General features: G+C 68.5%; 17 protein-coding genes. 8 read left to right on the top strand and 9 right to left on the bottom strand.

All coding sequences use genetic code 11. From position 1 onward, the window contains the following. Window positions 1–7: 7 nt before the first annotated feature. Window positions 8–679 (bottom strand): cytochrome c3 family protein, encoded by a 672-nt coding sequence (locus tag F8S13_21155; GenBank protein KAB8141030.1) that lies wholly within the window; start codon window positions 677–679, stop codon window positions 8–10. A 580-nt stretch (window positions 680–1,259) separates the two neighbouring features. On the opposite strand from F8S13_21155, the gene F8S13_21150 reads away from it, so the two are divergent. The 3 genes from F8S13_21150 (at window position 1,260) to F8S13_21140 (ending at window position 4,092) form a co-directional block, all read left to right on the top strand. Then, window positions 1,260–2,294: a ring-cleaving dioxygenase gene (locus tag F8S13_21150; protein KAB8141029.1), complete on the top strand. Its 1,035-nt coding sequence runs from the start codon at window positions 1,260–1,262 to the stop codon at window positions 2,292–2,294. Window positions 2,295–2,310: 16 nt separating this feature from the next. Next, the gene (locus tag F8S13_21145; protein KAB8141028.1) at window positions 2,311–2,931 is read left to right on the top strand and encodes a phospholipase; all 621 of its coding nucleotides are present in this window, start codon (window positions 2,311–2,313) and stop codon (window positions 2,929–2,931) included. A 105-nt stretch (window positions 2,932–3,036) separates the two neighbouring features. Then, window positions 3,037–4,092, top strand: coding sequence for a hypothetical protein (locus tag F8S13_21140; protein KAB8141092.1), 1,056 nt, complete (start codon window positions 3,037–3,039; stop codon window positions 4,090–4,092). Here the strand turns inward: F8S13_21140 and F8S13_21135 are convergent. Beyond that, window positions 4,089–5,153, bottom strand: a complete 1,065-nt coding sequence (locus tag F8S13_21135; protein KAB8141027.1) for a beta-lactamase family protein — start codon at window positions 5,151–5,153, stop codon at window positions 4,089–4,091. The genes F8S13_21140 and F8S13_21135 overlap by 4 nt on opposite strands. 931 nt (window positions 5,154–6,084) lie before the next feature. Here F8S13_21135 and F8S13_21130 point away from each other — a divergent pair. Further along, entirely contained in the window at window positions 6,085–7,023 is a 939-nt protein-coding gene (locus F8S13_21130; protein ID KAB8141026.1) for a WD40 repeat domain-containing protein, read from the top strand. A 14-nt stretch (window positions 7,024–7,037) separates the two neighbouring features. Next, window positions 7,038–7,592, top strand: a complete 555-nt coding sequence (locus tag F8S13_21125; GenBank protein ID KAB8141025.1) for a bifunctional (p)ppGpp synthetase/guanosine-3',5'-bis(diphosphate) 3'-pyrophosphohydrolase — start codon at window positions 7,038–7,040, stop codon at window positions 7,590–7,592. Here the strand turns inward: F8S13_21125 and F8S13_21120 are convergent. Further along, window positions 7,589–9,478 (bottom strand): hypothetical protein, encoded by a 1,890-nt coding sequence (locus tag F8S13_21120; GenBank protein ID KAB8141024.1) that lies wholly within the window; start codon window positions 9,476–9,478, stop codon window positions 7,589–7,591. The genes F8S13_21125 and F8S13_21120 overlap by 4 nt on opposite strands. 210 nt (window positions 9,479–9,688) lie before the next feature. Between F8S13_21120 and F8S13_21115 the strand changes: the two genes are divergently transcribed. Continuing rightward, window positions 9,689–10,252: a pyridoxamine 5'-phosphate oxidase family protein gene (locus tag F8S13_21115; GenBank protein ID KAB8141023.1), complete on the top strand. Its 564-nt coding sequence runs from the start codon at window positions 9,689–9,691 to the stop codon at window positions 10,250–10,252. On the opposite strand, the gene F8S13_21110 is transcribed toward F8S13_21115, so the two are convergent. Further along, window positions 10,249–13,131, bottom strand: a complete 2,883-nt coding sequence (locus tag F8S13_21110; GenBank protein KAB8141022.1) for an FAD-binding protein — start codon at window positions 13,129–13,131, stop codon at window positions 10,249–10,251. The two genes, F8S13_21115 and F8S13_21110, sit on opposite strands and share 4 nt — an antisense overlap. A gap of 322 nt (window positions 13,132–13,453) precedes the next feature. Here F8S13_21110 and F8S13_21105 point away from each other — a divergent pair, with 322 nt between their 5' ends. Then, complete coding sequence (locus F8S13_21105) at window positions 13,454–14,164, top strand: hypothetical protein (GenBank protein KAB8141091.1); 711 nt, start codon at window positions 13,454–13,456, stop codon at window positions 14,162–14,164. Between the two features lie 1,299 nt (window positions 14,165–15,463). Next, a complete protein-coding gene (locus tag F8S13_21100) occupies window positions 15,464–16,384 on the top strand; it encodes a DUF1338 domain-containing protein (protein ID KAB8141021.1) in 921 nt (306 codons plus the stop codon). Between the two features lie 64 nt (window positions 16,385–16,448). Here F8S13_21100 and F8S13_21095 read toward each other — a convergent pair whose 3' ends face one another. The 5 genes from F8S13_21095 to xylB form a co-directional block, all read right to left on the bottom strand. Beyond that, on the bottom strand, window positions 16,449–18,530 hold the full coding sequence (locus F8S13_21095) for a glycogen-debranching protein (GenBank protein KAB8141090.1): 2,082 nt from the start codon (window positions 18,528–18,530) through the stop codon (window positions 16,449–16,451). A gap of 352 nt (window positions 18,531–18,882) precedes the next feature. Next, window positions 18,883–19,653, bottom strand: coding sequence for a polysaccharide deacetylase family protein (locus F8S13_21090; protein ID KAB8141020.1), 771 nt, complete (start codon window positions 19,651–19,653; stop codon window positions 18,883–18,885). A 77-nt stretch (window positions 19,654–19,730) separates the two neighbouring features. After that, window positions 19,731–21,524 carry an SLC13 family permease gene (locus F8S13_21085; GenBank protein ID KAB8141019.1) on the bottom strand — a complete coding sequence of 598 codons (1,794 nt, stop codon included), beginning with the start codon at window positions 21,522–21,524 and terminating at the stop codon, window positions 19,731–19,733. Next, on the bottom strand, window positions 21,524–22,285 hold the full coding sequence (locus F8S13_21080; protein ID KAB8141018.1) for a methyltransferase domain-containing protein: 762 nt from the start codon (window positions 22,283–22,285) through the stop codon (window positions 21,524–21,526). Before F8S13_21080 ends, F8S13_21085 begins: the two co-directional genes overlap by 1 nt. 1,347 nt (window positions 22,286–23,632) lie before the next feature. Beyond that, window positions 23,633–25,147 (bottom strand): xylulokinase, encoded by a 1,515-nt coding sequence (gene xylB / locus F8S13_21075; GenBank protein ID KAB8141017.1) that lies wholly within the window; start codon window positions 25,145–25,147, stop codon window positions 23,633–23,635. Between the last annotated feature and the right edge of the window lie 368 nt (window positions 25,148–25,515).

Genomic DNA, 25,515 nt, shown 5'->3' with positions numbered 1-25,515 from the left:
CCCGTTATTATCGGTGGCAGATGGCACAGTTGGTCAGCTCGCTGGCCGTGCGGATGCCGTAGAGCTTCTTCAGCTCTAGGCCGACCTCGATCTGATTCTCAGGCGCTTCCCATTTGGTGTTGTAGATCTGATCCTGCGGGCGGACGAACTGCTCGGGGTTGCGGTGGCAGTTGAGGCACCAGCCCATGAACAGGCCCTGCACCTTCCACGCGCCGGTCGCGCCCATCTCGGCCACATCACCGTGGCATGTGGAGCAGCCGACGCCCTTGGCCACGTGGATGCTGTGGTTGAAGTACACAAAGTCGGGCAGATCGTGCACCTTGTTCCACTGGATGGGCGTGTTCGTCTCCCAGCTATCGCGCACCGGCTTCAGGTTCGCGCTGTCGGTCTTCACCACCGAGTGGCACGACATGCAGGTCTCGGTGGCCGGAAGATTCGCGTAGGGCGATTCTTCGATGCGGTTGTGGCAATACAGGCACTGCATCTTGTAGGTGAGGTGCAGCTGATGGCTGTAGGGCACAGGCTGGCCCGGCGCGTACTGTGCGCCAACATGGCGCGACCAGTCGGACCATACAAAGAACCAAACCGCCGTGATGATCAGCACTGGCAGCAGGACCACCGCCACCACCAGGCTGGATTTCGCGATCGTGTTTGCGTTCCGAGGAAAAATTTGCGCCATTGAACGCCTTTCTAATTTCCACCTTGCACAGGGTGCTGTGCATGCCAGCAAGAATTATGTCATCGGCCAGCGATCGAGACGTGCGGAAAGCGGAACTTGGGCAGGCGCAGGCTGGAAGCAGAGCATGCGCCAAGCGCAAGGGCGCACGCCGGTCAGGCCGTGGACGACACGGGAGTGAAGAAGGTGTAGCGGCTGCGTGTGTTGGCGAGCGTTTGGGAGCTGTTGCACCAGCGCTGAGGCGAAAGCATCTGCCACTCCATAGCAAGGGTCAAATCATGCAGATCGGAGAATGGGAGAAACGAGCACGCGCGCCGCTGAGCGCCGCGTGTTCGCCAGGGCCACATTGTGCAAGGGCAAACAAGGCCACAGCCTGTCGCCCCATAATTACCCCCAATGGTAATGGAATGCTGGTTCATCGTCAAGCATCGACAACTATTTGCGCCGGAACCTTTGCAAATTATATCACAATGTTCTATTCGTGCAATAGAGAATTGCCGCGCCGCAACGAGCGCTTTCCCACGCCATAGCGCCCAGGCCCACCGCGACCCCAGCCCGCTGTCAATCATTTACGGATGCTGGCATGAAACGCCCAGCTTCAGCCGAGCACATGCGGGCAGAAGTGGAGCGTCACGCCGCTGTTCACGCCGCTGTTCACGCTGGCCTGCTATGCTGCTGGCAGACATGCTGCGCACACCAGCGCGGCGGGAGGCAGGCTATGACTATTCTTGGGATACACCATGTGACCCTGGTGTGCGCCAGCGCGCAGCGCACGCTGCTGTTCTACACCTGGGTGCTGGGCATGCGCCTGGTAAAGCAGACCGTGAGCGTCGATGCGCCCGGCACCTACCAGCTGTACTTTGGCGATGCGCAGGCCACCCCAGGGCGCATGATCGCGTTTCTAGAGTGGCCCAAGGTGCCGTGCGGCACGCGCGGCATCGGCGGCATACGGCGGCTGGGGCTGGCCACACCGGCGGGCGCGCTGGATGCCTTGGAGCAGCGGCTGCGCAGCTTTGGGGTGCCGTCCGAGCGGCGCGGCCAGGCGCTCGACCTACGCGACCCCGATGGCGTGGAGCTGACGATCTACGCCGAGGGCGGCGAGGCCCCGCCCGGCAGCCCGCCGCCCATCTGGCTGGGCCAGATCACCGCGATGTGCAGCAGCCTGGGCGCGACCGCCCGGTTCATGGGCGAGGTGCTGGGCGTGCCACCCTCGGCGGCGGCACATGCGGGATCGCAGAGCTTTCTGGGCGGCGGGTCTGGCCCGCAGCTGGCGTATCTGGAGGACCGCCAGTGCGCCACGCCGCGCGCCCAGGTGGGCGGCGGCCAGTCGCACCACCTGAGCCTGGCCGTGCCCGACGAGGTGGCCCTGATCGAGTGGCGCGAGCGCCTGATCCGCGCGGGACTGCACGCCTCGCCGATCATCGACCGTTTCTACTTCAAGTCGCTCTACACCCACGACCCCGATGGCCTCGTGATCGAGCTGGCCACCAGCGCGCCGGGGCTGGCCGTCGACGAGCCGCCCGAGCAGCTGGGCCACGCGCTGATGCTGCCGCCCTGGCTGGAGCCGCAGCGCGCCATGATCGAGCGCGTGCTGCCGCCGCTGAAACCTGTCTGCTAGCAAAAGGAGTTTCGTTATGTCGCTACCAATCGCAACCACTGGCGCGCCGCTCGGCGAGGCCAAGGCCGCAATGATCATGATCCACGGGCGGGGGGCCAGCGCCCAGAGCATCCTCTCGCTGGCCGACGAGCTACCCGCCGAGGGGCTGGCCTACCTCGCGCCGCAGGCGGCGGGCAGCGTGTGGTACCCGCAGCGCTTCCTGGCCCCGCTGGCCGCCAACGAGCCGCACCTGAGCAACGCGCTGGCCGCCATCGGCGACCTGGTGCGCCAGGTGGGCCAGGCGGGCATCCCCGCCGAGCGCACTTACCTGCTGGGCTTCTCGCAGGGGGCCTGCCTGGCGCTCGAGTATGCGGCGCGCAACCCGCAGCGCTACGGCGGCGTGTTCGGCCTGAGCGGCGGCCTGATCGGGCCAGAGGTGCAGGCCGAGCGCTACAGCGGCTCGCTGCAGGGCACGCCGGTGCTGCTGGGCTGCAGCGATGTCGACTTCCACATCCCGCTGGAGCGCGTGCACGAGTCGCGCGACGTGCTGGCCGCCCTCGGCGGCGCGGTGGAGGAGCGGATCTACCCCGGCATGGGCCACACCGTCAACCTTGATGAGGTCGCGTTCATCCGCCAGGTGATCTTGCAGGGGGCGTAGCACTAGCGGTACTATAGCGGCTCCGAAGCGCCCAACCTGAGCGAGAGAGGATGCCCGTTGCTGCTGCTGATCATTCGTGTGCTGTATGGATTCACCGGGGCGGCGATGGTGCTGGCCGCGCTCACGTCGGCGATCGAGACCTTTGTGCTGCCCCGCGCCGTGTCGGATGTGATCGTGCGCGGGGTGTTTGTGGCGGTCCGCAGGGTGTTTAGCACCTACACCAACACCATGGCCGAGTACGCCCAGCGCGACTCGGCCATGGCGCTTTTCTCGCCCATGCTGCTGCTGCTGCTGGCGCTGGCGTGGGTGGTGATGATCATGGCGGGCTACACGCTGCTGTTTCTGGCGGCGGGCGAACCTTCGTGGGCCGATGCCTTCCTGCTCAGCGGCTCCTCGCTGCTGACCCTGGGCTTCTCCACGGTGGATGGCATCCCCGAGGCCGCGCTGGCCTTCTCGGAGGCGGCGCTGGGGCTGGTGCTGATCGCGCTGCTGATCTCGTACCTGCCCACCATGTACAGCGCGTTCGCCCGGCGCGAGGCGGCGGTGACGCTGCTGGCGGTGCGCGCGGGCGAGCCGCCCTTCGCCGCCGAGCTGCTGAGCCGCTACCAGCGGATCAAGGGCATGGGCCAGCTGAGCGACCTCTGGCGCAGCTGGGAGGTGTGGTTCGCCGAGATCGAGGAGAGCCACACCTCGTACCCCGCGCTGGTGTTCTTCCGCTCGCCCCAGCCCGGCCACTCGTGGGTGACGGCGGCGGGCACCATCCTCGACGCCGCCGCGCTGCGATCCGCCGTGCTGAACCTGCCCCGCGACTCGCAGGCCGACCTGACGCTGCGGGCGGGCTACCTGGCGCTGCGACGGATCGCCGACTACTTCGGCATCCGCTACCCCGAAAACCCCCAGTTCCCTGAGACGCCGATCAGCATCTCGAAGGAGGAGTTTCTGCAGGCCTGCGCCGAGATGCACGCCAACCACGTGCCGCTGCGGGCCGATCTCGACCAGGCCTGGCGCGATTTCGCGGGCTGGCGGGTGAACTACGACGCGGTGGTGCTGGCGCTGGCGGTGCTGACGGTGGCCCCCTACGCCCAGTGGACCTCGGACCGCACGCTGCCCGCCCAGCGCCTGCCCCGGCGGCTGTCGCTGGGGCTGCCGCGCCGCCGCTAGCCCTGGCCCAGCAGCAGCGTGGCCACGGCGCTGCCGCGCCGCAGCAGCCAGCCGTTCTCGGCGGTGCGCGTGCCGATCAGCGCCCACGAGATGCGGCGCTCGGGGTCGTGCCAGGCCACGCAGCCCGACGCGCCGCTGTGGCCGAAGGATGCGGGCGAGGCCGCGCTGGGCGTCCAGTGGGGCTCTTTTGCGCCGCGCAGCTCGGGGCCTAGCCCCCATGGGCAGGGGTGCCAGATCAGCGGGGGCTGGAAGCCGCCGCCCAGGCCGCGGGTCTGGTCGGCCACGGCCTCGCGGCGCAGCGGCTCGCCCAGGAAGCCCTGCGGGAAGCCCGCAAAGGCGCGGACGATGGCCAGCGCGCCCGCAGGGCTGGTGACGAGGCCCGCCCAGGGCAGGGCCAGCGAGCGGTAGAACGGCGAGTTGAAGGGCTGCAGCTCGGCGTCGCGGGCGCGGTCGCCGCGCACGTCGGCCAGGCGAGCCACGGGGCGCGGCGGCTCGACGCCCAGGTAGCCCTCGATGCCCAGCGGCGCAAGCACCTGCTGGGCCAGCAGGTCGGCGAAGGGCAGCCCGGCGCGCTCCTGGGCCACTAGGGCCAGCAGGCCGTAGCCCACGTTGGAGTACTGCACCCGCGCCCACGGCGCGGCCTCCGGCGGGGTGAGCAGCGCGGCCTCGGCCAGCGCGGCCCAGGTGAGGCCGGGGGCATAGGGGGCCAGCTCGGGCGGGATGTCGATCGGCAGCCCACTGGTGTGGCAGAGCAGCGAGCGGATGGTGACGCCATCCTGCGCGGCCAGGGCCGAGGGCAGGTGGTCGGACAGCTGGTCGTCGAGGGCCAGCAGGCCACGGTCGACGAGGCGCAGCACCGCCAGCGCGGTGGCCATCTTGGTGATGGAGGCAACGATGAACAGCGACTGTTCGGTGAGCGGCTGGCCTGCGGCGTCGCTGCCGACGGCCACGTGCTCAATCGGGCCGTCGTCGGGCTGGACGGCGAGGGCGAGGCCAGGGACGCGGCCAGTGTCGACAAGCTCGTGAAGCAGCGCGCGCAGCGCTGGGGTGATCGTGGTCATGGGGTACCTCTGCTGTGTTGGTGTTTCTGCTGGGTAGTATAAACGGGGGCGGCGGGGTGTTCAAATTGGGCAGCGGGTGCGTGCCCTGCTCGGTTGGCGCGACCGGCTGCGGCTTCGATGATGGTGATTCCGCGTCGGGTTGGGGTCGCGCCAACCGTAGGCAATGCTTGCAGCGTTGCTCGGTTGGCGCGACCGGCTGCGGCTTCGATGGTGATGGTTCCGCATTTTTGGTTGGTGTGTGCCCTGCGCGGGCGGCGCACAGGGGCCAGCCCCTGTGAACCCCGCCATGGGGCGATGCCCCCTTGGAACCCCCAATTTTGGGCGTTCCCGTGCTGCCCGCTGGCCGCTGGTGTTCGTGCATATGGCCAGTGTGCACGAGCGGCACCTTCGCCGCATGGGCCGGGTGGGAGGCTGGGTCTTCTCATTCTTCAGCGCCGTTTGTTCATTGGGGAAGGGCCTGTGTAGCTTGGGGAAGGGCCTGTGTAGCTTGGGGAAGGGCCTGTGTAGCTTGGGGAAGGGCCTGTGTAGCTTGGGGAAGGGCCTGTGTAGCTTGGGGAAGGGCCTGTGTAGTTTGGGGAAGGGCCTGTGTAGTTTGGGGAAGGGCCTGTGTAGCTCGGGGAAGGGCCTGTGTAGCTTGGGGAAGGGCCTGTGTAGCGTGACTGCGGCCTCGCCCATCCAGCGAAGGTGCGGCAGGATGGCGGCTGGCCATAATCTCCACCATAGCGGGAAAACCGCGCTCAGCGCAGGCAGACTCGTTTTCTCCTCACACTGGCGTACAAGATATTTCGCACCCGCCATCGTAGGCAGGCGGCCCCGCGCTCTGGTATAATCAGCAGCTATCAACGGTACGGACAACCGCACAGTCGCGCGACCTACGAACAATCTGCGCCGCCTGCCACCATAGACGAGCGCCATCGTAGCGAGGCACCCTATGTCCACCCCTGTACGAAACTATCTCCCGCTCGAACCTGCATCGCCCGCCGCACTGCGGGCCACGCTCAGCGCCCACGCCGATGCGGTGCGCGCCGTGGCGTGGTCGCCCGACGGAAGCCAGCTGGCCAGCGGCAGCAAGGACCGCACGCTGCGGCTGTGGCAGGCGGCGGACTACCGCTGCCACGCCACCTGGCAGCACCCCGGCTGGGTGACGTGCGCGGCCTGGAACCCACAGCAGCACACGCTGGCCAGCGGCAGCAGCGACCGCACGCTGCGGCTGTGGGGCCAGGGTTCGAGCCAGCCGCGCGCGGGCAAGCAGCTGCACCAGAGCCGGATCACCGCGCTGGCGCTGCACGCGCCGGGCGGGCTGCTGGCCAGCGCCAGCGCCGACAGCCGGATCTGCCTGGTGGATGCGCAGACCCTGGCCGCGCAGGCCACGCTGGCCGGGCACACTGGCGGCGTGACCGCCGTGGCGGCCCACCCCAGCCGCCCGCTGCTGGCCAGCGCCAGCGAGGACATGAGCATCCGCATGTGGGGCACCACGGGCGAGCAGATCCACATCCTGAAGGGCCACACCTGGTACGCCTCGGCGGCAATCTTCAGCCCGGATGGGGCCTATGTGCTGAGCGGCAGCCTGGATGAGACGCTGCGGCTGTGGGATGTGGAGCGCGGCGCGCTGATCGAGACCTGGGGCCACCTGCCCGACTGGGTGCGCTGCCTGGCCTGGCACAGCCGCTTTCCCGTGGTAGCATGTGGGTGTAAGGATGGCCGGATCTGGCTCTGGGACATGCGGCGGGGCACGGCCTTCGCCACCATCCAGGGCCACACCAGCAGCGTGCTGGCGGTGGATTGGCACCCGGCCCTGCCGCTGCTGGCCAGCGCCAGCGAGGATACCACGATCAAGATCTGGCAGATCGAACTACCCGACGGAATGTGACGAAAGGACAGATGATGAGCGCGCCATGGTCACCCGAATCCTACCACGCCGCCTACCGCTTCGCCGCCGAGGCCCACCTGGGCCAGCGCTTCCCGGGCACCGAGCTGCCCTACCTGCTGCACGTGGGCAGCGTGGCGATGGAGGTGATGACCGCCCTGGTGGCCGAGCCGTCGCACGATGCCGACCTGGCCGTGCAGTGCGCCCTGCTGCACGATGTGCTGGAGGACACCGAGGTGACGCCGCGCCAGCTGGGCGAGCAGTTCGGCGAGGCGGTGCTGCACGGCGTGCAGGCGCTGAGCAAAAACCCGGCGCTGCTGAAGGATGAGCAGATGCCCGACAGCCTGCGCCGCATCCAGCAGCAGCCCAGCGCGGTGTGGCTGGTGAAGCTGGCCGACCGGATCTGCAACCTGGAGCGCCCGCCCTCGTACTGGACCGAGGCGCGGCGGCGGGGCTACCGCGCGGAGGCGCGCGAGATCCATCAGGCGCTGGCCAGCGCCAGCCCGGCCCTCGGGGCGCGGCTGGCCCTGCGGATCGAGCAGTACCGCCGGTTCAGCGGCGAGCCGAACTAGGCCACCCACCAGCCGTTCACGAACAGCATGGCGGCCAGCAGCAGCAGCGGCACCAGCAGCAGCGGCGCGACCCACCTGGCCCAGCGCCAGCGCGCCGCCGCCTGGGCCAGCAGCACGTAGACCGCCACCCCGATCAGCACATGGCGCGAGACGCTCCACACCCAGCTGCTGAGCAGCGGCGGCAGCAGCAGCAGCGCGGTGGAGAGGCCGTAGGCCATGGGCAGGCGGAACAGCGCCAGCGCCGCCGCCCCCACAAACCCCACGTAGAACAGCCCCTGGAACACCACATTCGGCCAGGCCTGCTGGTGAAATGGCTCAACGCACAGGTTGAGCGGCAGCACCCACGGCGGGCTGAGCGTGTTCTCCCAGGCCCGCTGCGCCTGCATGAAGGCAAAGGGCGTGCCGAACTTCCACCACTGGAAGGCCATAAACGCCGCCACGCCCAGCGGCGGCAGCGCCGCCGCCAGCATGGGCCAGCGCACCGCCCGCCAGCGCCAGCCCATGCTGCGCAGGTAGGCCAGGGCCAGCAGCGGCGCGATGGCCACGCCAGGGATGCGCGTGAGCGCCAGCAGGAAGCCGACGATGCCCGCCAGCCACCATAGCTCGCGCCGGATGGCCCAGATCGCCGCCACCACCAGCAGCAGCGCCAGCGACTCGCTATAGGCCGCGCCGAAGAAGAACGAGGTGGGCACCAGCAGCGCGAACAGCACGGCGAAGACCGCCACGCGCCGCCCGAAGTCGCCCGCCACCAGCTGGTAGAGCAGCAGCAGCGCGGCCAGGAAGGCCAGGTTGGCCACCAGCACCGCCGCCAGGTTGTAGTCGCCGCCCAGCAGCAGCGCGGCGGGGCGGATGACCAGCGGGTAGAGCGGGAAAAAGGCCACGTTGGGCCAGCGGCTGTCGAGCACGTAGCCGGTGTGGGCGATAGTGGTGTAGTGCTCGCTGTCCCACTGGTTCCAGCCCTGCACCAGGGTGTTCCACAGCAGGCCGTCGCGCCCATACGAGTTGCCATCGCGCGAGAGCGCCGTGCCGATACGGTTGAGGGCGCTGCTGAACCAGAGCGCGAAGGCCGCCGCCAGCCACAGCCCCACGCGCCAGACCGCGAACATCGCGCCCACGGCGGCCCCGCAGCGGGCGCGCAGCACCCAGCCGCTGCGCACCAGCAGCGCACAGCCCAGCACAAAGGCCGACGTGCAGGCCTGCCACCACAGCGGCGGCAGCTCCATGCGCCCGCGCGCGGCCCACAGCCCGGCCAGGGCCAGCGCCGCCGCGCCGCCGCCCAGGGCGGCCCGCGCCGCCAGCGGCAGCGGCAGCAGGCCCGCCAGCGCCGCCAGCGTGAGCGCCGCCACCACGCCGGTGAGCAGCGCGAAGGGCGGCGGCGGCACATCGCGCGGCGAGTCCACGGCGATGGTGTCGACCAGCAGCCCCAGCGGACGGCGGTCGCCCGGCAGCCTGGCCGTCTCGCTCAGCAGGTCGGCGCGGATGTCGCCATGGTCGGAGACCGGCGTAAGGATGTGGTAGACCCGCCGCTCGCGCACCGCGCCCAGGTCGAGCGTGTCGCCCCCAGCGCGCAGCTGGGCGTGCACCGGCGTGCCCAGCGCTGGCCCGCCTAGCGTCAGGCGGGCGATCTGCGGCCCACCCCCAGCCTGGGGGATGACCAGCAGCGCCTTGCCGCTGGTGTAGATGTAGCTGAAGCTGCTGTTGCGCTCGCTGCCGTAGGTGCCGAACAGCGGCGCAGGCTCGCCGCCCACATCGTAGCGCAGATCCAGCGGGGCGCGGTAGGCCAGCCAGATCGCGGCCAGGGCCACGGCGCACGCGGCAGCCAGCGCAGCCGCCCAGCGCCACACGGGTACGGCGCGGCGGGCCGTCGCGGCGGGCGGCCATCTCAATACATACTGCATAGGCGAACGCGGCCCATCCTTCGGCCATGCGCGGGCGGGCCAGACGCATAGCAGGCTATCGTGCACACTTTCCTGTGGGCAGTTATTCTACCACGTCCGCGCGCGGCACCCGCTCATTTTTCAGCCAAAATACGGGGGAAATAGAGCCAGCGGCGATGCTACAATCAGCGCACGAGAAGCGAATGAAGGAGGAACCCGATGGCAAAGCTGTATGAGCAGATCACCGACCACCTGGCCGAGTTTATCCAGGCCCAGCCCATCTTCTTTGTGGCCAGCGCCCCGCTGAGCGCCCAGGGCCACGTGAACGTCTCGCCCAAGGGGCTGGACTGCTTCCGCATCCTCTCGCCGCTGCAGGTAGCCTACCAGGATGGCACCGGCAGCAGCAACGAGACCTCGGCCCACCTGATCGAGAACGGGCGGATCACGGTGATGTTCTGCGCCTTCTCCGGCCCGCCCAACATCCTGCGGCTGTACGGCCAGGGCCGCACCGTGCTGCCCAGCAGCCCCGAGTGGGCCGCGCTGGCCGCGCGCTTCCCCAGCCACCCCAGCACCCGCCAGATCATCGTGGTGGATGTTGAGCGGGTGCAGACCTCGTGCGGGTTCGGCGTGCCGCTGATGGACTTTGTGAGCCAGCGCGACACCATGGAGCGCTGGGCCGAGGCCAAGGGCGTGGAGGGCATCACCGCCTACCGCCACGAGAAGAACATGGCTAGTATCGACGGCATGCCCACCGCGCTGGGGCTGGAGGCGCAGGCGCGCTAGGCCAGCGCGTCGGCCAGCACCTCGGCCAGGTGGCGGGCGGGGCGCTGGGCCACGTCGGCGATCTGCTGGCGGCAGCTGGTGCCCATGGCCACCACCGTGGCATCGGGCGGCAGGGCGCGCACGGCGGGGGCCAGGGCGCGCTCGGCGATCTTGCGCGAGATCGCGTCGTGCTCGGCCTCGTAGCCGAACGACCCGGCCATGCCGCAGCAGCCGCTGTCCACCTCGCGCACCTGCGCGCCTGGGATGCGCCGCAGCAGCGCGGCCATGTGCTGGGTGCCCACCAGGGCTTTCTGGTGGCAGTGGCCGTGCAGCAGAAACTGGCCGCCCGCCGGAGCGAAGTCGAGCCTGGCCCGCCCGCTGGCCAGCTCGCGGTCGAGGAACTCATCCAGCAGCATGGTCTGGCGGGCGATCGCGGCCACGCGCGGGTCGTCGGTCAGGTCGGGGTACTCGTCGCGGAAGGTCAGGATGCAGCTCGGCTCCAGGCCCACGATCGGCAGCCCGGCCTCGGCGTAGGGGGCCAGCGCCTCGATCTGCTGGGCGATCAGCGGCCTCAGATCATCCAGTAGCCCCTTCGAGATCAGCGGGCGACCGCAGCAGACCTGCCGCTCGGGCAGCACCACGCGGTAGCCCGCCCGCTCGATCACGCGCACCGCCGCGTGGGCGATGTGGGGGTCGTTGTAGTTTGCGAAGGTGTCGGGGAACAGCACCACCGTGGGCCGCCCCTGCCCGCCGCCCGCGTGGCCGCGCCGGAACGCGGGCGCGAAGGGCGCGCTGGCGAAGGCGGGCAGCCTGCGGTGCCTGCTGATGCCCAGCAGCCGCTCGGCCAGCAGCCCAGCGAAGGGCAGGCCCATGCCCCAGTTAACCAGCGGCGCGACGGGCGCGGCCAGGCGGCTGAGCAGGTTGATGTGGCCAAACAGCCAGGTGCGCAGCGGCACGCCGTGCTCGCGGTAGTAGCGCGACAGCCACTCCGACTTCAGCCGCGTCATGTTCACGCGCGAGGGGCACTCGCCGGTGCAGCCCTTGCACTCCAGGCACAGATCCATCACGTCCTTCATGCGCGGCGAGGTCAGCTCGGCCTCGGGCAGCGCGCCGGAGAGCACCATGCGCAGCGCGTTGGCCCGCCCGCGTGTGGAGTGGCGCTCGTCGCGGGTGACCATGTAGCTGGGGCACATCGTCCCGCTGGCGGTCTTGCGGCACAGCCCGTTGCCGTTGCACAGCTCCGCCGCGCCCGCCATGCCGCCCGCATCCGCAAAGCGAAAGTGTGTCTCCAGCGGGATGGTGTGGTAGCCGCCGCCGTAGCGCAGGTTGCTGTCCATCTTGGGCGCGTCGACGATCTTGCCGGGGTTGAGGATATTCTTGGGGTCGAAGGTGCGCTTGAGCTCGCGGAAGGCCTCGTAGAGCTGCGGGCCGTACATGTCGCGCACGAACTCGCCGCGCAGCATGCCGTCGCCGTGCTCGCCCGAGAGCGACCCGCCGTACTCGATCACCAGGTCGCGCACCGCCTCGGCGATCCGCCGCATCCGCACCACATCCTCGGCCAGCTTCAGGTTGATCAGCGGGCGGGCGTGCATCAGGCCCACCGAGGCGTGGCCGTAGAACGCCACCTCCACACCCTCGGCGTGGCAGATGCTGCGGAACTGGCGGATGTAGGCGGCCAGCCGCGCCGGGTCCACCGCCGAGTCCTCGACAAAGGTCTCGGGGCGCAGGTCGGGCGAGATCGACTGCAGCAGCGGCAGCCCGGCCTTGCGCACCTGCAGCACGGCCTGCCTCACCTGGGGCGTGGTGACGCGGGTGATGGCGCAGGCCACGCCGCGCCGCGCCAGGTGGGACTCAAGCTGGGTCAGCTGCGCATCCACCTCGGCGGGCGTCGCGCCGAAGTACTCGACCTGCAGCAGCGCGCCCGGCTCGCCCTGCACGAACTGGGCAAGGTAGCCGCCGTACTCGCGCGACTGGCGGGTGAGGCGCAGCAGGATGTCGTCCATCAGCTCCACCGCCGCCGGGTCGGTCTCCAGGCAGGGCACCACGGCGTCCAGCGCCGCATCCAGCGTGGCGAAGGCCAGCACGCCGATGCCGGTATGGCTGGGGCGCGGCGTGAGCCGCAGCTGGGCGGCCAGGATGATCGCCAGCGTGCCCTCGGAGCCGACCACCATGGGCGCGAGGCTGAAGGGCCGCGCCTCGCCCGGCTGCGCGAAGGAATCCAGGTTGTAGCCGCCCACCCGCCGCAGCAGCTTGGGGTAGCGCTGCTCGATCTCCTCGGCATGCTCGCGGGCCAGGCGACGCACCGCGCGGTAGGCCCGTCCCTCCAGGCTGTCGAGCGTGAGCTTGGAGCGCAGCTCCTCTGCGCTCAGCGGGCCGAGCGTGGCCACGCTGCCATCGGCCAGCAGCACCCGCAGCGCCAGCACGTGGTCGATGGTCTTGCCGTAGCGCAGCGAGTACATGCCCGACGAGTTGTTGGAGACCATGCCGCCGATGGTGGCGCGGTTGCCCGGCGAGATGTCGGGCGCGAACATCAGGCTGTGGGGCGCGAGCAGGGCGTTCAGCTCATCCAGCACCATGCCCGGCTCGACCCAGGCGTAGCTCTCCTGCACATTCAGCTCCAGCAGGTAGCGCATGTGGGTGGTGAAATCGAGGTGCACGCTGCGCCCAACGGTCTGCCCGGCCAGGCTGGTGGCCCCGCCGCGCGGCGTGATCGCGGCCCCGTGGCGGCGGGCCACGGCCAGCGCGGCGGCCACATCGGCCTCATCGATCGGCACCACCACGGCCAGCGGCGGGATCTGGTAGATGCTGGCGTCGGTGGCGTAGAGCGCGCGCGTCACATCATCGCCGCGCACCTCGCCGCGCACGCTGGCGCGCAGGTCGGCCAGAAGAGTATCGCCCATGATCGCCCTCGGTTCTGCTCGGCGGCGCGGGCAACAGCGCCCGCGCACCAGGATTTTGTATCAGTTTTGCTCCCTTGGCAAGCGCAGGGTTTCTAGTATAATGCAACCGGCGCACCCGCGCACCAAGAGCACAGCCATAGGCCCTATGCCATCACGACGACAATTTCTGACCGTGGCCATCACCACCTGCACGCTCGCCGGGGTGGACTACCTGCTGCGTGCGCCTGGCGCGACCGCCAGCGACGAGGCCACGCCCACCGCCGATGCCACCAGCACGCCCAGCGCCACCCCTACGGCGGGGCCGGTGTGGCTGCCCCTGGTGATGAAGCCGCTGCCGACGCCCACACCGACGGCCACGCCAACGCCCACCAGCACGCCCACCGCAACCATACAGCCCACGGCCACCACCGCACCCACCAGCGGGCCGACCGCCACGCCCACCAGCGGCGACGCGCCGATCGTCGGCCCGGCCAGCGGCCCCCCCGACGCCGCCGTGCGCTGGCTGGCCCCCCGAGCCGACGCCAGCTACACCGACTACGACCTGGCCCAGATCGTGGCGGCCTACCAGAGCCTGGGCGATGCGGCGGGGATGGACTGGTTCCTCGCCATCGCGCAGATGTGCCACGAGACCGGCAGCATCACCTCGTGGTGGTCGCTGCGCCCGCGCCGCAACCCGGCGGGCATCGGCGTCACCGGGCAGAGCATGCCGGGCGCGCCCGACGCGCCGCCCAACGGCGACGCCTCGCGCTGGGCCTACCGCGATGGCCGCTGGTACGAGGGCGTGAGCTTCGCCGAGTGGAATGACGACGCGGTGGCGGCGCACCTGGGGCGGCTGCTGGCCTACGCGCTCAAGACGCCGCAGAACGACATGCAGCAGCGACTGATCGACTATGCGATGACGGTGCGCCCGCTGCCCGCATCCTACCGCGGCGTGGCCCCCACGATCATCGGGCTGAACGGCAAGTGGGCGGTGCCGGGCACCACCTACGGCCAAACCATCATCTCGCTGCGCGACCGCATGCGCAGCGCGTAGGGCGCATGCAGGCATGTTTGGATGCGGGTTCGATCATCCGCGTCGGGTCGACCGTAGGCAATGCTTGGAGCGTTGCCTGGTCGGGCCGACCTGGCTGCGGATTCCATCATGGTGGTTCCTCGTAGCTGGTTGCTGACAGCCTGATGCGGGCGGTGCCAAAGGCTCCGCTCCCTTGAAACCTCGCCAAGAGCAATGCCCCTCAACAGGGGCACTTTTTTGACGCGTTTCCCAGCAGTGATGGCGGTAATAATTGTTTAGTGGGTGGATGCCCTGCGCGGGCGGCGCACAGGGGCCAGCCCCTGTGAACCCCGCCAGGGGACATTGCCCCCTTGGAACCGCCAATTTTGGGTGTTCCCATGCTGCCCGCTGGCAGCTAGCATTCGTGCATATGGCCATGAAGACCATAGCGGCACCTTCGCCGCATGGGCCAGGTGGGTAGGCATCAGCGATGATCAGCATTGCGAGCAGCGGGCCGGGAGCGATGCCCGCAATGCTGATCATCGGGTGTAGGGGCGGGTTTCATGCCCGCCCCATCGCAGTCCGCCATCTGCATCGAAATCCATCCGATGATCTCGCAGCATGGCGATGTATTCTATGCTGTCGTCATCGCCCGCATCAAATGTTCCGACGATGCGGGCGATGACGACGGCGTGGGCGGGCACCAGACCCGCCCCTACTGCACGGATCGCATCGCTGGCACGGCATCGCCTACCGAGGGTACGGCATCATCAGGCGTTCCTCGTGTCCAGCATGCCCCGGCACGCGTTTGGATGGGCGCTGCCGCATCCGACTGCTCTGAACAAAAAAGTGCCCCTGCGGAGGGCATCCACCCACCTACCAAGCACAACCATCCTGATCGAAGCTGTAGCCCGTTGACCTGATGCGGCCTCGCCCATCCGGCGAAGGCGCCGCGATACGCCAGCTGGCCATAATCGCCACCGCAGCGGGAAAGCTGGGCCAAGCGCTGGCGGACCGAATTCCCCTGTCACCTCTGTCTCCGCGTGGCATGCGCCCAGCTGGCAGGCCATATGCGCTCTCGACAGATTTTTCACCACCAAGACGGCAAGAAACACAGAAAACGAATACCACGAAAACACAGAGGCGCAAAATTGCTCGCGATTTCCCCCTTCGTGCCTTCGCGTCTTCGTGGTAAAGAATCGCCGGTGTATCGAGAACGCATCGGACCTGCTCCCAGCTGGCTTCAGCCTTGACAGCGGGCCAGCGCGTGCGCTACAGTAGCCGTGCCGACATTCGTGGCAACAACGGTGTTTCCCACCCTCTGCACTAAAGGAGCGCAGTATGGCATCGGCTACCCTCCACCAGCACGACATCCTCCAGCATGTCCTCGACGGCCTGATGCGCCGCTACCAGGAGCGCGTGCCCGACGTGGGCACCATCGTGCGGGCGATGGTGCGCGAGGGCATCATCGAGCGGCCCGAGGACATCGAGAACGACCACATCGCCTTCCGCACCATGGGCGTGCCCCAGCTCGGCATCCGCTCGTTCGAGAAGATCTTCCTGCGCTACGGCTACGAGCGCCGCGAGCCGCTGTCCTTCGCCACCAAGAAGCTCGACGCCTACTGGTACAGCCCGCCCGCGCCGCACTTCCCGCGCATCTTCGTGAGCGAGCTGCGCGTGGGCGACCTGAGCGACGAGGCCCAGGCCATCATCCGCTCGTACACCGACGAGGTGACGCACGACCCCGTGGATGACCTGGACCTAGACGACGCCGCGCAGGTCGACGGGTTCCTGCATCGCGCGCTGTGGCGGCTGCCCACCTGGGCCGACTACCAGCGGCTAAGCGTCGAGAGCGAGTACGCCGCCTGGGTGATCTACAACCGCTACTACCTCAACCACTTCACGATCAGCATCCACAACCTGCCCGTGGGCTACGACTCGATCGAGACCTTCAACAGCTTCCTGGAGCGCAACGGGCTGAAGCTGAACAACGCGGGCGGCACGATCAAGTCCAGCCCCGACGGCGGGCTGCTGCAGAGCTCGACCGTGGCCGAGATGATCGAGGCCGAGTTCGCCGGGGGCGAGCGCCACATGATCTCGGGGTCGTACGTGGAATTCGCCGAGCGCAGGCCGCTCGCGCCCTACGCCCACCTGCCCAAGGCCCAGATCACCCGCGCCATGCGCCGCGACGGCTTCGAGGCGGGCAACGCCGACAAGATCTTCGAGAGCACCTACGCCAGCCAGACCTCGCGCAAGGGCTAGGCGCAGCAAGGCGGCGGGGGCATATGCCCCCGCCGCCGCTGTATGCCCGAAAATCACGCCGCGCCTAGCCGCTTGCGGCCTCGCGCTCCTTGCCCTGGAAGGGCCGACGCAGCACCACGATCGAGCGCCCGCGCACCGAGTAGTGCTGGGTGTAGAGCGTGATCTGGCTGCCCGGCTCGGCGATGTCGTCGGGGCTGGGCAGGCTAGTGTCCACCACGCGCAGCCACTGGCCGGGCGCGCCCTCCTGCAGCTCGAACAGCAGGTCGGAGTGGTAGCCGTTGATCATCACGTACAGGTCGTCATCCAGCTGGCTCTCGCCGTGCAGGCAGAAGGCGATGCTATGCGACGAAGGCGCGAGGTCGGGCGCGGGGCCGACGCCATACCAGCGGATGTCCTCGCGCCAGTAGCGGCTGCGGCCTAGGGTCGGGTGGGCCTTGCGGAAGGCGATCATGTGCTTCACAAAGCGGTGGGTGGCGCGGTTGCGCTCCAGCAGATCCCAGTTGAGCCAGGTGATCTCGTTATCCTGGTTGTAGGGGTTGTTGTTGCCGCGCTGGGTATTCAGGAACTCGTCGCCCGCGCAGAACATGGGCGTGCCGTTGGCCAGCAGCAGCAGCGTGAAGAAGTTGCGCACCTGGCGCTTGCGCAGGCGCATCACCGCATCGGGCACGCCCGCATCGCCCTCCCAGCCGCAGTTCCACGAGATGTTGTTGTCCGAGCCATCCATGTTGTTATGGCCGTTCACCTCGTTGTGCTTGTGGTTGTAGCTCACCAGATCGTAGAGGCAGAAGCCGTCGTGGGCGGTGATGAAGTTCACGCTCTGGTAGGGCCGGTAGGCGTCGGCCAGCGTGTCGGGGAACAGGTCATCCGAGCCGTAGAGGCGGCGCATCAGGTCGGGCACCTTGCCGGGGTCGCCGCGCACAAAGGCGCGGATGTCGTCGCGGAACTTGCCGTTCCACTGCAGCCAGGTGGTACCGGGGAACGAGCGCCCTAGCTGGTAGCTGTCGATGTCCCAGGCCTCGGCGATCAGGCGCACGTCGTACTCGGCGGCGAACGAGCTGACCTCGGCGATCATGGGCGGGTCGCCGAGGTTCACGCTGCCGTCGTCGTTGCGCGTGAAGATCGAGGCCAGATCGAAGCGGAAGCCATCCACCCCCATCTCGGCGGCCCACAGGCGCAGGCTGTCGATGATCATCTTGCGCACCACCGGGCGGGCGCAGCGCAGCACGTTGCCGGTGCCTGCGTCGTTGGCGTAGTGGTTCTGCGCGCCCTTCAGCAGGTAGTAGATACTATTGTCCAGCCCGCGCATGCTGTAGGTCGGGCCGCGCTCGTCGCCCTCGGTGGTGTGGTTATAGACCACATCCAGCAGCACCTCGATCCCAGCCTCGTGGAAGGCGTCTACCATCACGCGAAACTCGGCCACGGCGTCGCCGGAGGCGCTGTAGGCGTGGTGGGGCGAGAAGAAGTTGAGCGTCATGTAGCCCCAGTAGTTGCCCTCCTCGGGGTCGTACTGGTGCACCGGCAGCAGCTCCACGGCGGTCACACCCAGATCCTTCAGGTAGGGGATCTTCTCGATCAGCCCGGCGAAGGTGCCCCGGCTGGCAAACGACACGCCGGAGGAGTGGTGGGCGGTGAAGCCCTTGACGTGCACCTCGTAGATCACCGTGTCGTGGGTGTGGGTGGGGCGCAGCGGGCGCGGCACCGTGCTGCGGGCCAGGTGCGGCGGGATGATGCCCAGCGGGGCCATACCGTCGTTTCTGCCGGGGCGGATGGCGGCCTCGCGGCTGAAGTTGCGCGGGAAGAACACCGCCGGGGCGTAGGGGTCGAGCAGCAGCTTCTGGGGGTTGAAGCGGTGGCCGTAGCGCGGCTCGAAGGGGCCATCCACGCGGTAGGCGTAGTAGGTGGCGTCCTTCATATCCTTCAGCGGCAGGCGGCAGTGCCAGATATAGCCCGTTTTATTGCGAAAATGATCGAGCGGGCACTCGATGCACGGCTCCACCACGTCGTGCTCGCCGTAGAGCAGCAGCGTGACGCTGGTGGCGTGGCGCGAGTAGAGCGCGAAGTTATAGGCCTGCTCGGCGGGGATCCAGCGCACGCCCAGCGGGGCGGGCGACCCATCCTCGGCCTCCCAGCGGTGACGCGCCCGCAAGATCAGCGTTCTATCGATCTCGGTCAACGGAAGCTCCTACCCTGCTCTGGCGGCGGGCGCTGGCGGCGGATGGCCCCGCTGCCGTCCGCCGCCCGCCGCAGGGCACATACACAATCGATCAGACATCTGAGACATCTACTATACCAGCTTTTGCCGCCCGCAATTCAGCGTGGCGCGGGCTAGAGCAGGGCGTATACGTTTTTTCTGATGACGCCTCGCCTGATGATGAATCGGTTTTCTTCCCTTCGTGTCTTCGCGCCTTCGTGGTATTCGTCCCCTTCTTTCCTTGGGGTCTTGGAGTCTTGGTGGTGCAAGAATCGGCGCTTTATCCAGAACGCATAGACCCTGCGAGCTAGACCGCCAACGGCAGCGGCGAGGGCGCGCGGGGGTGCGAGCGCCACATCTCGTCGATGGTGATGGTGCGCAGGCCCGCGCTACGGATGTGCGCCAGCGTGGTGTCGAGCAGATCGCCCACCGGCGGGCCGTGGGCCATGTCCTCGTGCAGCACGATCAGCGAGCCGCTGCGCAGGCGGCGCTGGATCTGGCCGTGGGCCATGGGCGCGCTGATCTGCCAGTGGAAGGGCACCAGGCTCCACATCACCGCGCGGTAGCCCCAGCGATCCAGGGCGCGCAGCGTAGCGGGCGAAAACATGCCGTAGGGCGGGCGCACGTCGCGCAGCTGCTCGGGGCACCAGCCGCACAGCCTGCCGATCAGCGTGCGGGCCAGCAGCAGCTCGGCGCGCAGCAGCTCGGGGCGCGTGCTGGTGAAGGGGCGGTGGCGGTAGCCGTGCAGGCCGATCTGGTGGCCTGCGCGGGCCACCTCGCGCACCAGCTGCGGGGCGGCGGGCACCTTCTCGCCAATGAAGAAGAACGTGGCCACCGCGCCCGCCGCATCCAGGCTCGCCAAGATGCGCCCCAGGTCGCGCTGGCTCGGGCCATCGTCGAAGGTGAGCGCCACCGTGGGCTGCGCGGGGTCGCCCTGCCAGAGCGCGGTGGGGAAGCGCCGGGAGAGGAAAGAGCGCGATTCGTGGAGCAGCTCGTTGTAGCGATACGCGCCCTGCTGTGTCAGTCGGTTCAAGCGGGAGACCTCCAGCCGCCAGGGTTGCGGGTTGTTCGGCGGCACAGCGGTATTGTATCACCCGCGATCTGAGAACGGCGTGGCAATCTCATGACAGCGGCGCGGCAGAGGCGTGAAGAAGATCACAGCCCCACGCCCCACAGCAGCGGCATCAGCACCAGCAGCATGCCCAGCGTCACCGCCGTCATCAGCGCGCCCGCGCGCACGAAGTCGCCAAAGCTGTAGCCGCCCGGGCCCATCATCAGCACGTTCACGGGGTGGGCGATCGGGGTGAGGAAGGCGGTGGAGCAGGCGATCGAGACCGCCACCGCCACGGCCTGCGGGCTGATGCCCAGCTGCATGGCCGCGCTCACCGCGATCGGCCCGATGATCAGCGAGGCCACCTGGCCGCCCACAAACTGCGTCAGCGCCACGGTGAGCACGAACAGCCCGCCTACCAGAGCCAGCGGGCTGGATGCAAACACGCCGGAGGTGAGCAGGCCGCCCACCTGGGCGGAGAGGCCGGTGGCCACCAGCGCGGTGCCCACCGGCAGCATGCCCGCGATCAGCACTACCACCCGCCACTCGATCGCGCGGTAGGCCTCTTCCATGTTCATGCAGCCAGTGATCACCAGCAGCGCCGCGCCCGCCAGCATGGCCTCGGGGGTGGGCACCAGCCGCAGGGCGGCCAGCGCCAGCATGCCCGCCGTGATCAGCAGGGCCAGCGGGGCCTTCTGGGTGGTCTGCGCCGCCTGCCGCTGCGGCTGGTCGAGCACGATAAAGCCCGGCTCCTCGGCCAGGCGCTGAAACTGCTCGGCGGGGCCGACCAGCAGCAGCGCATCGCCCGCCTCTAGCTCGAAGTCGCCCACGTCGGTGCGGTAGGCCCGGCCCTCGCGCCAGATCGCCACGGCGGTCATGGCGAACTTGCTGCGAAAGCGCAGCTCCTTCAGCGTCTGGCCGATGGCCTGCGAGCGCGGCGCGATCAGCACCTCGCCCAGCAGCACCGAGAGCCGCGAGGCCTCGGCGGCGCTGTTGCGCCCAATGGTGGTGGAATAGTTCTCCAGCTGGCGCACCCGCTCCTCGCGGCCCAGCACCAGCAGAATATCGCCGTCGGCGATCACGTCTTCTGCCGAGGCCGGGATCTTGGCCTCGCGCCCGCGCCAGATGCCCAGCACCGTGATGCCCAGCTGTGCGCCGATCACGCTGTCGCTCAGGCGCAGGGCGATCAGCGGCGAGCCGTGGCCCACGCGCACCTCCCACAGCCGCTCGGCCAGCTGGTAGGTCTTGGTCAGATCGGGGCGGCGCATGGCGCTGCGGCCCACCGACTCGCGGCGGGGCAGCAGGTGGCGGCCCGCCAGCAGCATGCTGGCAATGCCCGCCAGCGCGATCAGGCCGCCGGTGGGCAGAAAATCGACCATGGTCAGGCCGCGCTGGCCCTGGGCCTCTAGGTTGCCGCTCAGGATGATGTTGGCGGTGGTGAACAGCGTGGCCATGCCGCCGAACAGCGTGCCGTAGGCCAGCGGGATGAGCACCTTGGATGCGGGCACCTTGGCCCGCCGCGCCACGCTCACGGCGGCGGGCAGCAGCACCGCGCCCGCCGCGATATTGTTCATCACCAGCGACAGCACCGCCCCAGCCGCCATGAAGGTGGCCGCGATCCGCAGCTCGCTGCCGCCGCCCAGCAGCGCCAGGCGGTCGGCCAGCCACTGCACCACGCCGGTGCGCTCCAGCGCGGCGGTGATCACGAACAGGCCCACGATGGTGATCACGGCGCTGTTGCTGAAACCAGCCAGGGCCTGCTCGGGGGTGAGCAGCCGCGTGATGCCTAGGGCCAGCGCCACCAGCAGCGCCACCAGATCGGCGCGCACCTTGTTGGAGACGATCAGGGCCAGCGCCGCCGTCGTGATCCCGATCAGCAGAATCTGCGATCCCGTCATCAGCCCTGCTTCTCGTACTCGGCGCGCCAGATCGCGCGCCCGCGCTTCTCCCACAGCCGCTGGTAGGGCGATTTCAGGTGCTCGTCGAGCGAGAGCTGCCAGCCATCCTGGGCGATCTCGCGCAGGCGCGGCTCGTGGGCCATCATGGCCTGCACGTCCTGCCGCACATCGGGGCTATCGGTGACGATGCTGATGCGGCCACCGGGCACCAGCGCGCGCAGGTAGTGATCGAGCATGCGCGGGCCGTAGGTGTGGTGCTTGCGCTTGTGGGTGGTGGTGTAGGGCACCGGAAAGTGGATGGAGAAGGTGGCCACGCTCTCGGGCACCAGCAGCGGGCCGACCATGGTCACATCGGCCTGCAGAAAGCGGATGTTCTCCAGCCCCAGGCCGCTGGCCCGCACCACCGCGTGCTCGATCGGCTTGCGCGACATCTCGATGCCCAGAAAGCGCCGCTCGGGGTGCAGCTCGGCCAGGCCGCAGACGAACTCGCCAGTGGCGCAGCCGACATCGACCGTCAGCGGGGAGTCGGTGCCGAAGAGCTGGGCGGCGGTGAGCGGCGCGAACTGCTCGGGCGCGGTGTGCAGCGCCTCGCCGCGCCAGTGCAGGCGATAGCGCTCCAGCACATCCTCGGGGATGTCGGGCAGGGTCAGACGGGCGGGGTAGCGCCCTCGGGAAAGCGACATGGGGCCTCCAGAGCATACATGAGAAAGGCAGGGACTAGCCCTGCCGGACGAACACGCGGGTGCGAACCTGCTGTGCATTGTGACACGCACGCGCCTATTTTTCAAGCGAGGGCGCGAAAAGGGGAACGCTTTACCACCAAGACGCGAAGACAGGGAGGGGAGATAAGAATCGTTTTACCACCAAGACTCCAAGGCTCCAAGGGAAGAAAAGAACCATTTACCACGAAGGCGCAAGGACGCGGGGGAAGGTGTGGAGAGCGGGTTGTATGCCCTCCCCATCGCGATGCGCAGCAGACATCGCAATGCCGCCCGATGCCCACCGCACATGGCGATGCGTGACGTAGGGGCGGGCACCAGACCCGCCCCTACGTCACGCATCGCTGCCCCACCCACCTGGCCCATGCGGCGAAGGTGCCGCTCGTGCACACTGGCCATATGCACGAACACCAGCCGCCAGCATTCGGCATTGGAATGCTTCAAATTGGGGGTTCGAAGGGGGCGACGCCCCCTCGTGGGGTTCCGAGGGGCGAGCCCCTCGGCGCCGCCCGCGCAGGGCATCCACCCACACCACAACCACCGCTGCTATCGCTGATGGGAAACACCTCAAAAAAAGTGACACCATGTGAGGGCCAGCCCCCTCACATGGTGTCACTTTGTATGGTTTTCTGAGGCGTTGTTGACGAAACGGCGCGTTGCGGTTGATTGAGCCAGAGTGCGCCTTCGTGGAATAGTGGGTGTTTTTGGATGGTGGTGCCTGCCCTGTGCGGGCGGCACCAAGGGCTCCGCACCCTTGGAACCCCGCCAGGGGCGTTGCCCCTTGGAACCCCAATTTGAAGCGTTCCTATGCCAAAATCAGGCATCTGGTGTTCGTGCATATGGCCAGCAAAACATCACCGGCACCTTCGCCGCATGGGAACGGTGGGCTGGTATGCCGCGATCATGGGTTAGCGCGAATGAGGTGTAGGGAGCGCTTTTAGAAGATGTGATCCTTTGTGTATGGTCTGGCACGCCATCTTGTTCGCTTTGTCGCATTCAGAAGCCTCGCCTACAAAAGTGGCACCATGTGAGGGGGCTGGCCCCTAGCCGCCGCCCGCGCAGGGCATCCACCCCCCCCACGAGGAACCAACACCAACGAAAGCGGACATGAGTCGACCCGACGACAACGCGCATTTTCACCGCGAACGCCTCGTAAAGCCGCAAAACGTGACACCGTATGAGGCCGCTTGCCCTTGCAGGCCCGCATCCTGCGAATCAGCAGGCGGGTTGGCCCCATCCAACAAGGTGCGAATCTCGGCTTGTTTGGCCATAGCTGCCATGGCCGCGCCCGGCCCTCTTTTCACCCCGCCGAAGCCTGGCCGCTGGCGGGCAAAAAAAGCGGGCGGCGGCGAGCGCCAAGCTCGCCGCCGCCCGCACGCGCCGCAGCGCCTACAGGCCCGCCAGCCGATGCATGATCGGGCGCAGGGCCGCGTAGGTGTCGCGGTAGACCGCGTAGGTGGCATCGTAGGCCGCCGCCGCCGCGCTGTCGGGCGTTGTGGTGCCAGCAACGGCCACGCAGCGCCCCACCGCATCATCCACGCTGGCGAACACGCCAGCGCCCACGCCCGCCAGCAGCGCCGCGCCGTAGGCCGGCCCCTCCTCGGCGGTCAGGGTCGCCACCTCGGCCCCGTAGATATCGGCCTGCATCTGCCGCCAGATCGGGCTTTTGCCGCCGCCGCCGGTGGCGCGGATCTGCGTGATCGGCACATCCAGGCCGCGCATGATCTCCAGACCGTCGCGCAGCGAGTAGACCACGCCCTCCAGCACCGCGCGGCACATGTGCGCCAGCGTATGCCGCGCCGTCAGGCCCACGAACGCGCCGCGCGCCAGCGGGTCGAGGTGAGGGGTGCGCTCGCCGGTGAGGTAGGGCAGGAACAGCAGGCCCTCGGCCCCAGGCGCGGTGGTGGCGGCCATGTTCTCCAGGTCGATGTAGGAGAGGCCGCTGGGCACGGTGGCCCCGCCAGCGCGCAGCAGGTCGCGCCACCAGCGCAGCGAGCCGCCCGCCGAGAGCGTGACCGCCATCAGGTGGTACTGGCCGGGCACCGCGTGGCAGAAGCTGTGCAGCCGCCCCTGCGGGTCGAGCGCGATCGCGTCGGAGTGGGCGAACAGCACGCCGCTGGTGCCGATGCTGCTGCTGACCACGCCAGCGCGCACCACGCCGGTGCCCACCGCCGCCGCCGCGTTGTCGCCGCCGCCCGCCACCACCGGAAGCCCGGCGGGCAGGCCCAGCTCGGCGGCCACCTCGGGCAGCAGCGCGCCAGTGACCTGCGGCCCCTCGTAGACCGTGGGCAGCCAGACGCGCGGGATGTCGAGCTTGGCCAGGATCTCGTCGCTATAGTCGCGCCGCGCCAGGTCGAGCAGCAGCGTGCCCGCCGCGTCGGATGCGTCGGCGGCGCTCACGCCGGTGAGCAGCAGGCGGATGTAATCCTTGGGCAGCAGCACCTGGGCCAGCCGCGCGTAGTGCTGCGGCTCGTGGTTGCGCAGCCACAGGATCTTGGGGGCCTGGAAGCCGGTGAGCGCCGGGTTGCCCGCGATCTCGATCAGGCGGGCCGCGCCCACGCGCTGGGTGATCTCGTCGCACTCGGCGGCGGTGCGCTGGTCGTTCCATAGCAGCGCCGGGCGGATGACCTGCCCGGCCGCATCCAAAAATACCGCGCCGTGCATCTGGCCTGTCAGGCCCAGGCCCACGATCTGCGCGGCGGGCACCCCCGCCTTGCGCACCACCTCGGCCAGGGCCGCGCGCGCGCCGCGCCACCATTCCTCGGGGTTCTGCTCGCTCCACAGCGGCTGGGGGGTGAGCAGGGGGTACTCGGCCATGGCGGTGGCCAGCACCGCGCCGCCCTCATCGCACAGCAGGGCCTTGGCCCCCGACGTGCCGATATCCAGACCTAGCAAGTAGCTCATAGTCGAAGCCTCTTCGCTTTCAGATGCCGACAAATGTCGGCACAACGGTTATACACGCGCCCGCGCGGGGCGAAGCTGATATACATCCTACACAATGGTGAGAATTAGATGATAGCGCCTTCTCGATGGCCAGATACCGCACTATCATCCGTTGGAACCATTGACAATTGCCACTATAGTAGGTATAGTGCAAACCTGTTGTTCAACTAAAGCAACACGCTCTACTCTCACGAACGCATTTATTCATTCACGAAGCTGCGGAGCGTGCCATGGTTTTCTACGGTGGAGGTCCGTGTGCCGAAAACGACCCAGTCATTCTCCGTTGCTGTATCCCACATGATGTTACACCCCAAACAGATTCTCACTCG

It is taken from the genome of Chloroflexia bacterium SDU3-3, from assembly GCA_009268125.1.
Taxonomy (GTDB): Bacteria; Chloroflexota; Chloroflexia; order Chloroflexales; family Roseiflexaceae; genus SDU3-3.
Note: the sequence above shows the minus strand (reverse complement) of the source record. Positions and strands in the feature narration are given on the sequence as shown.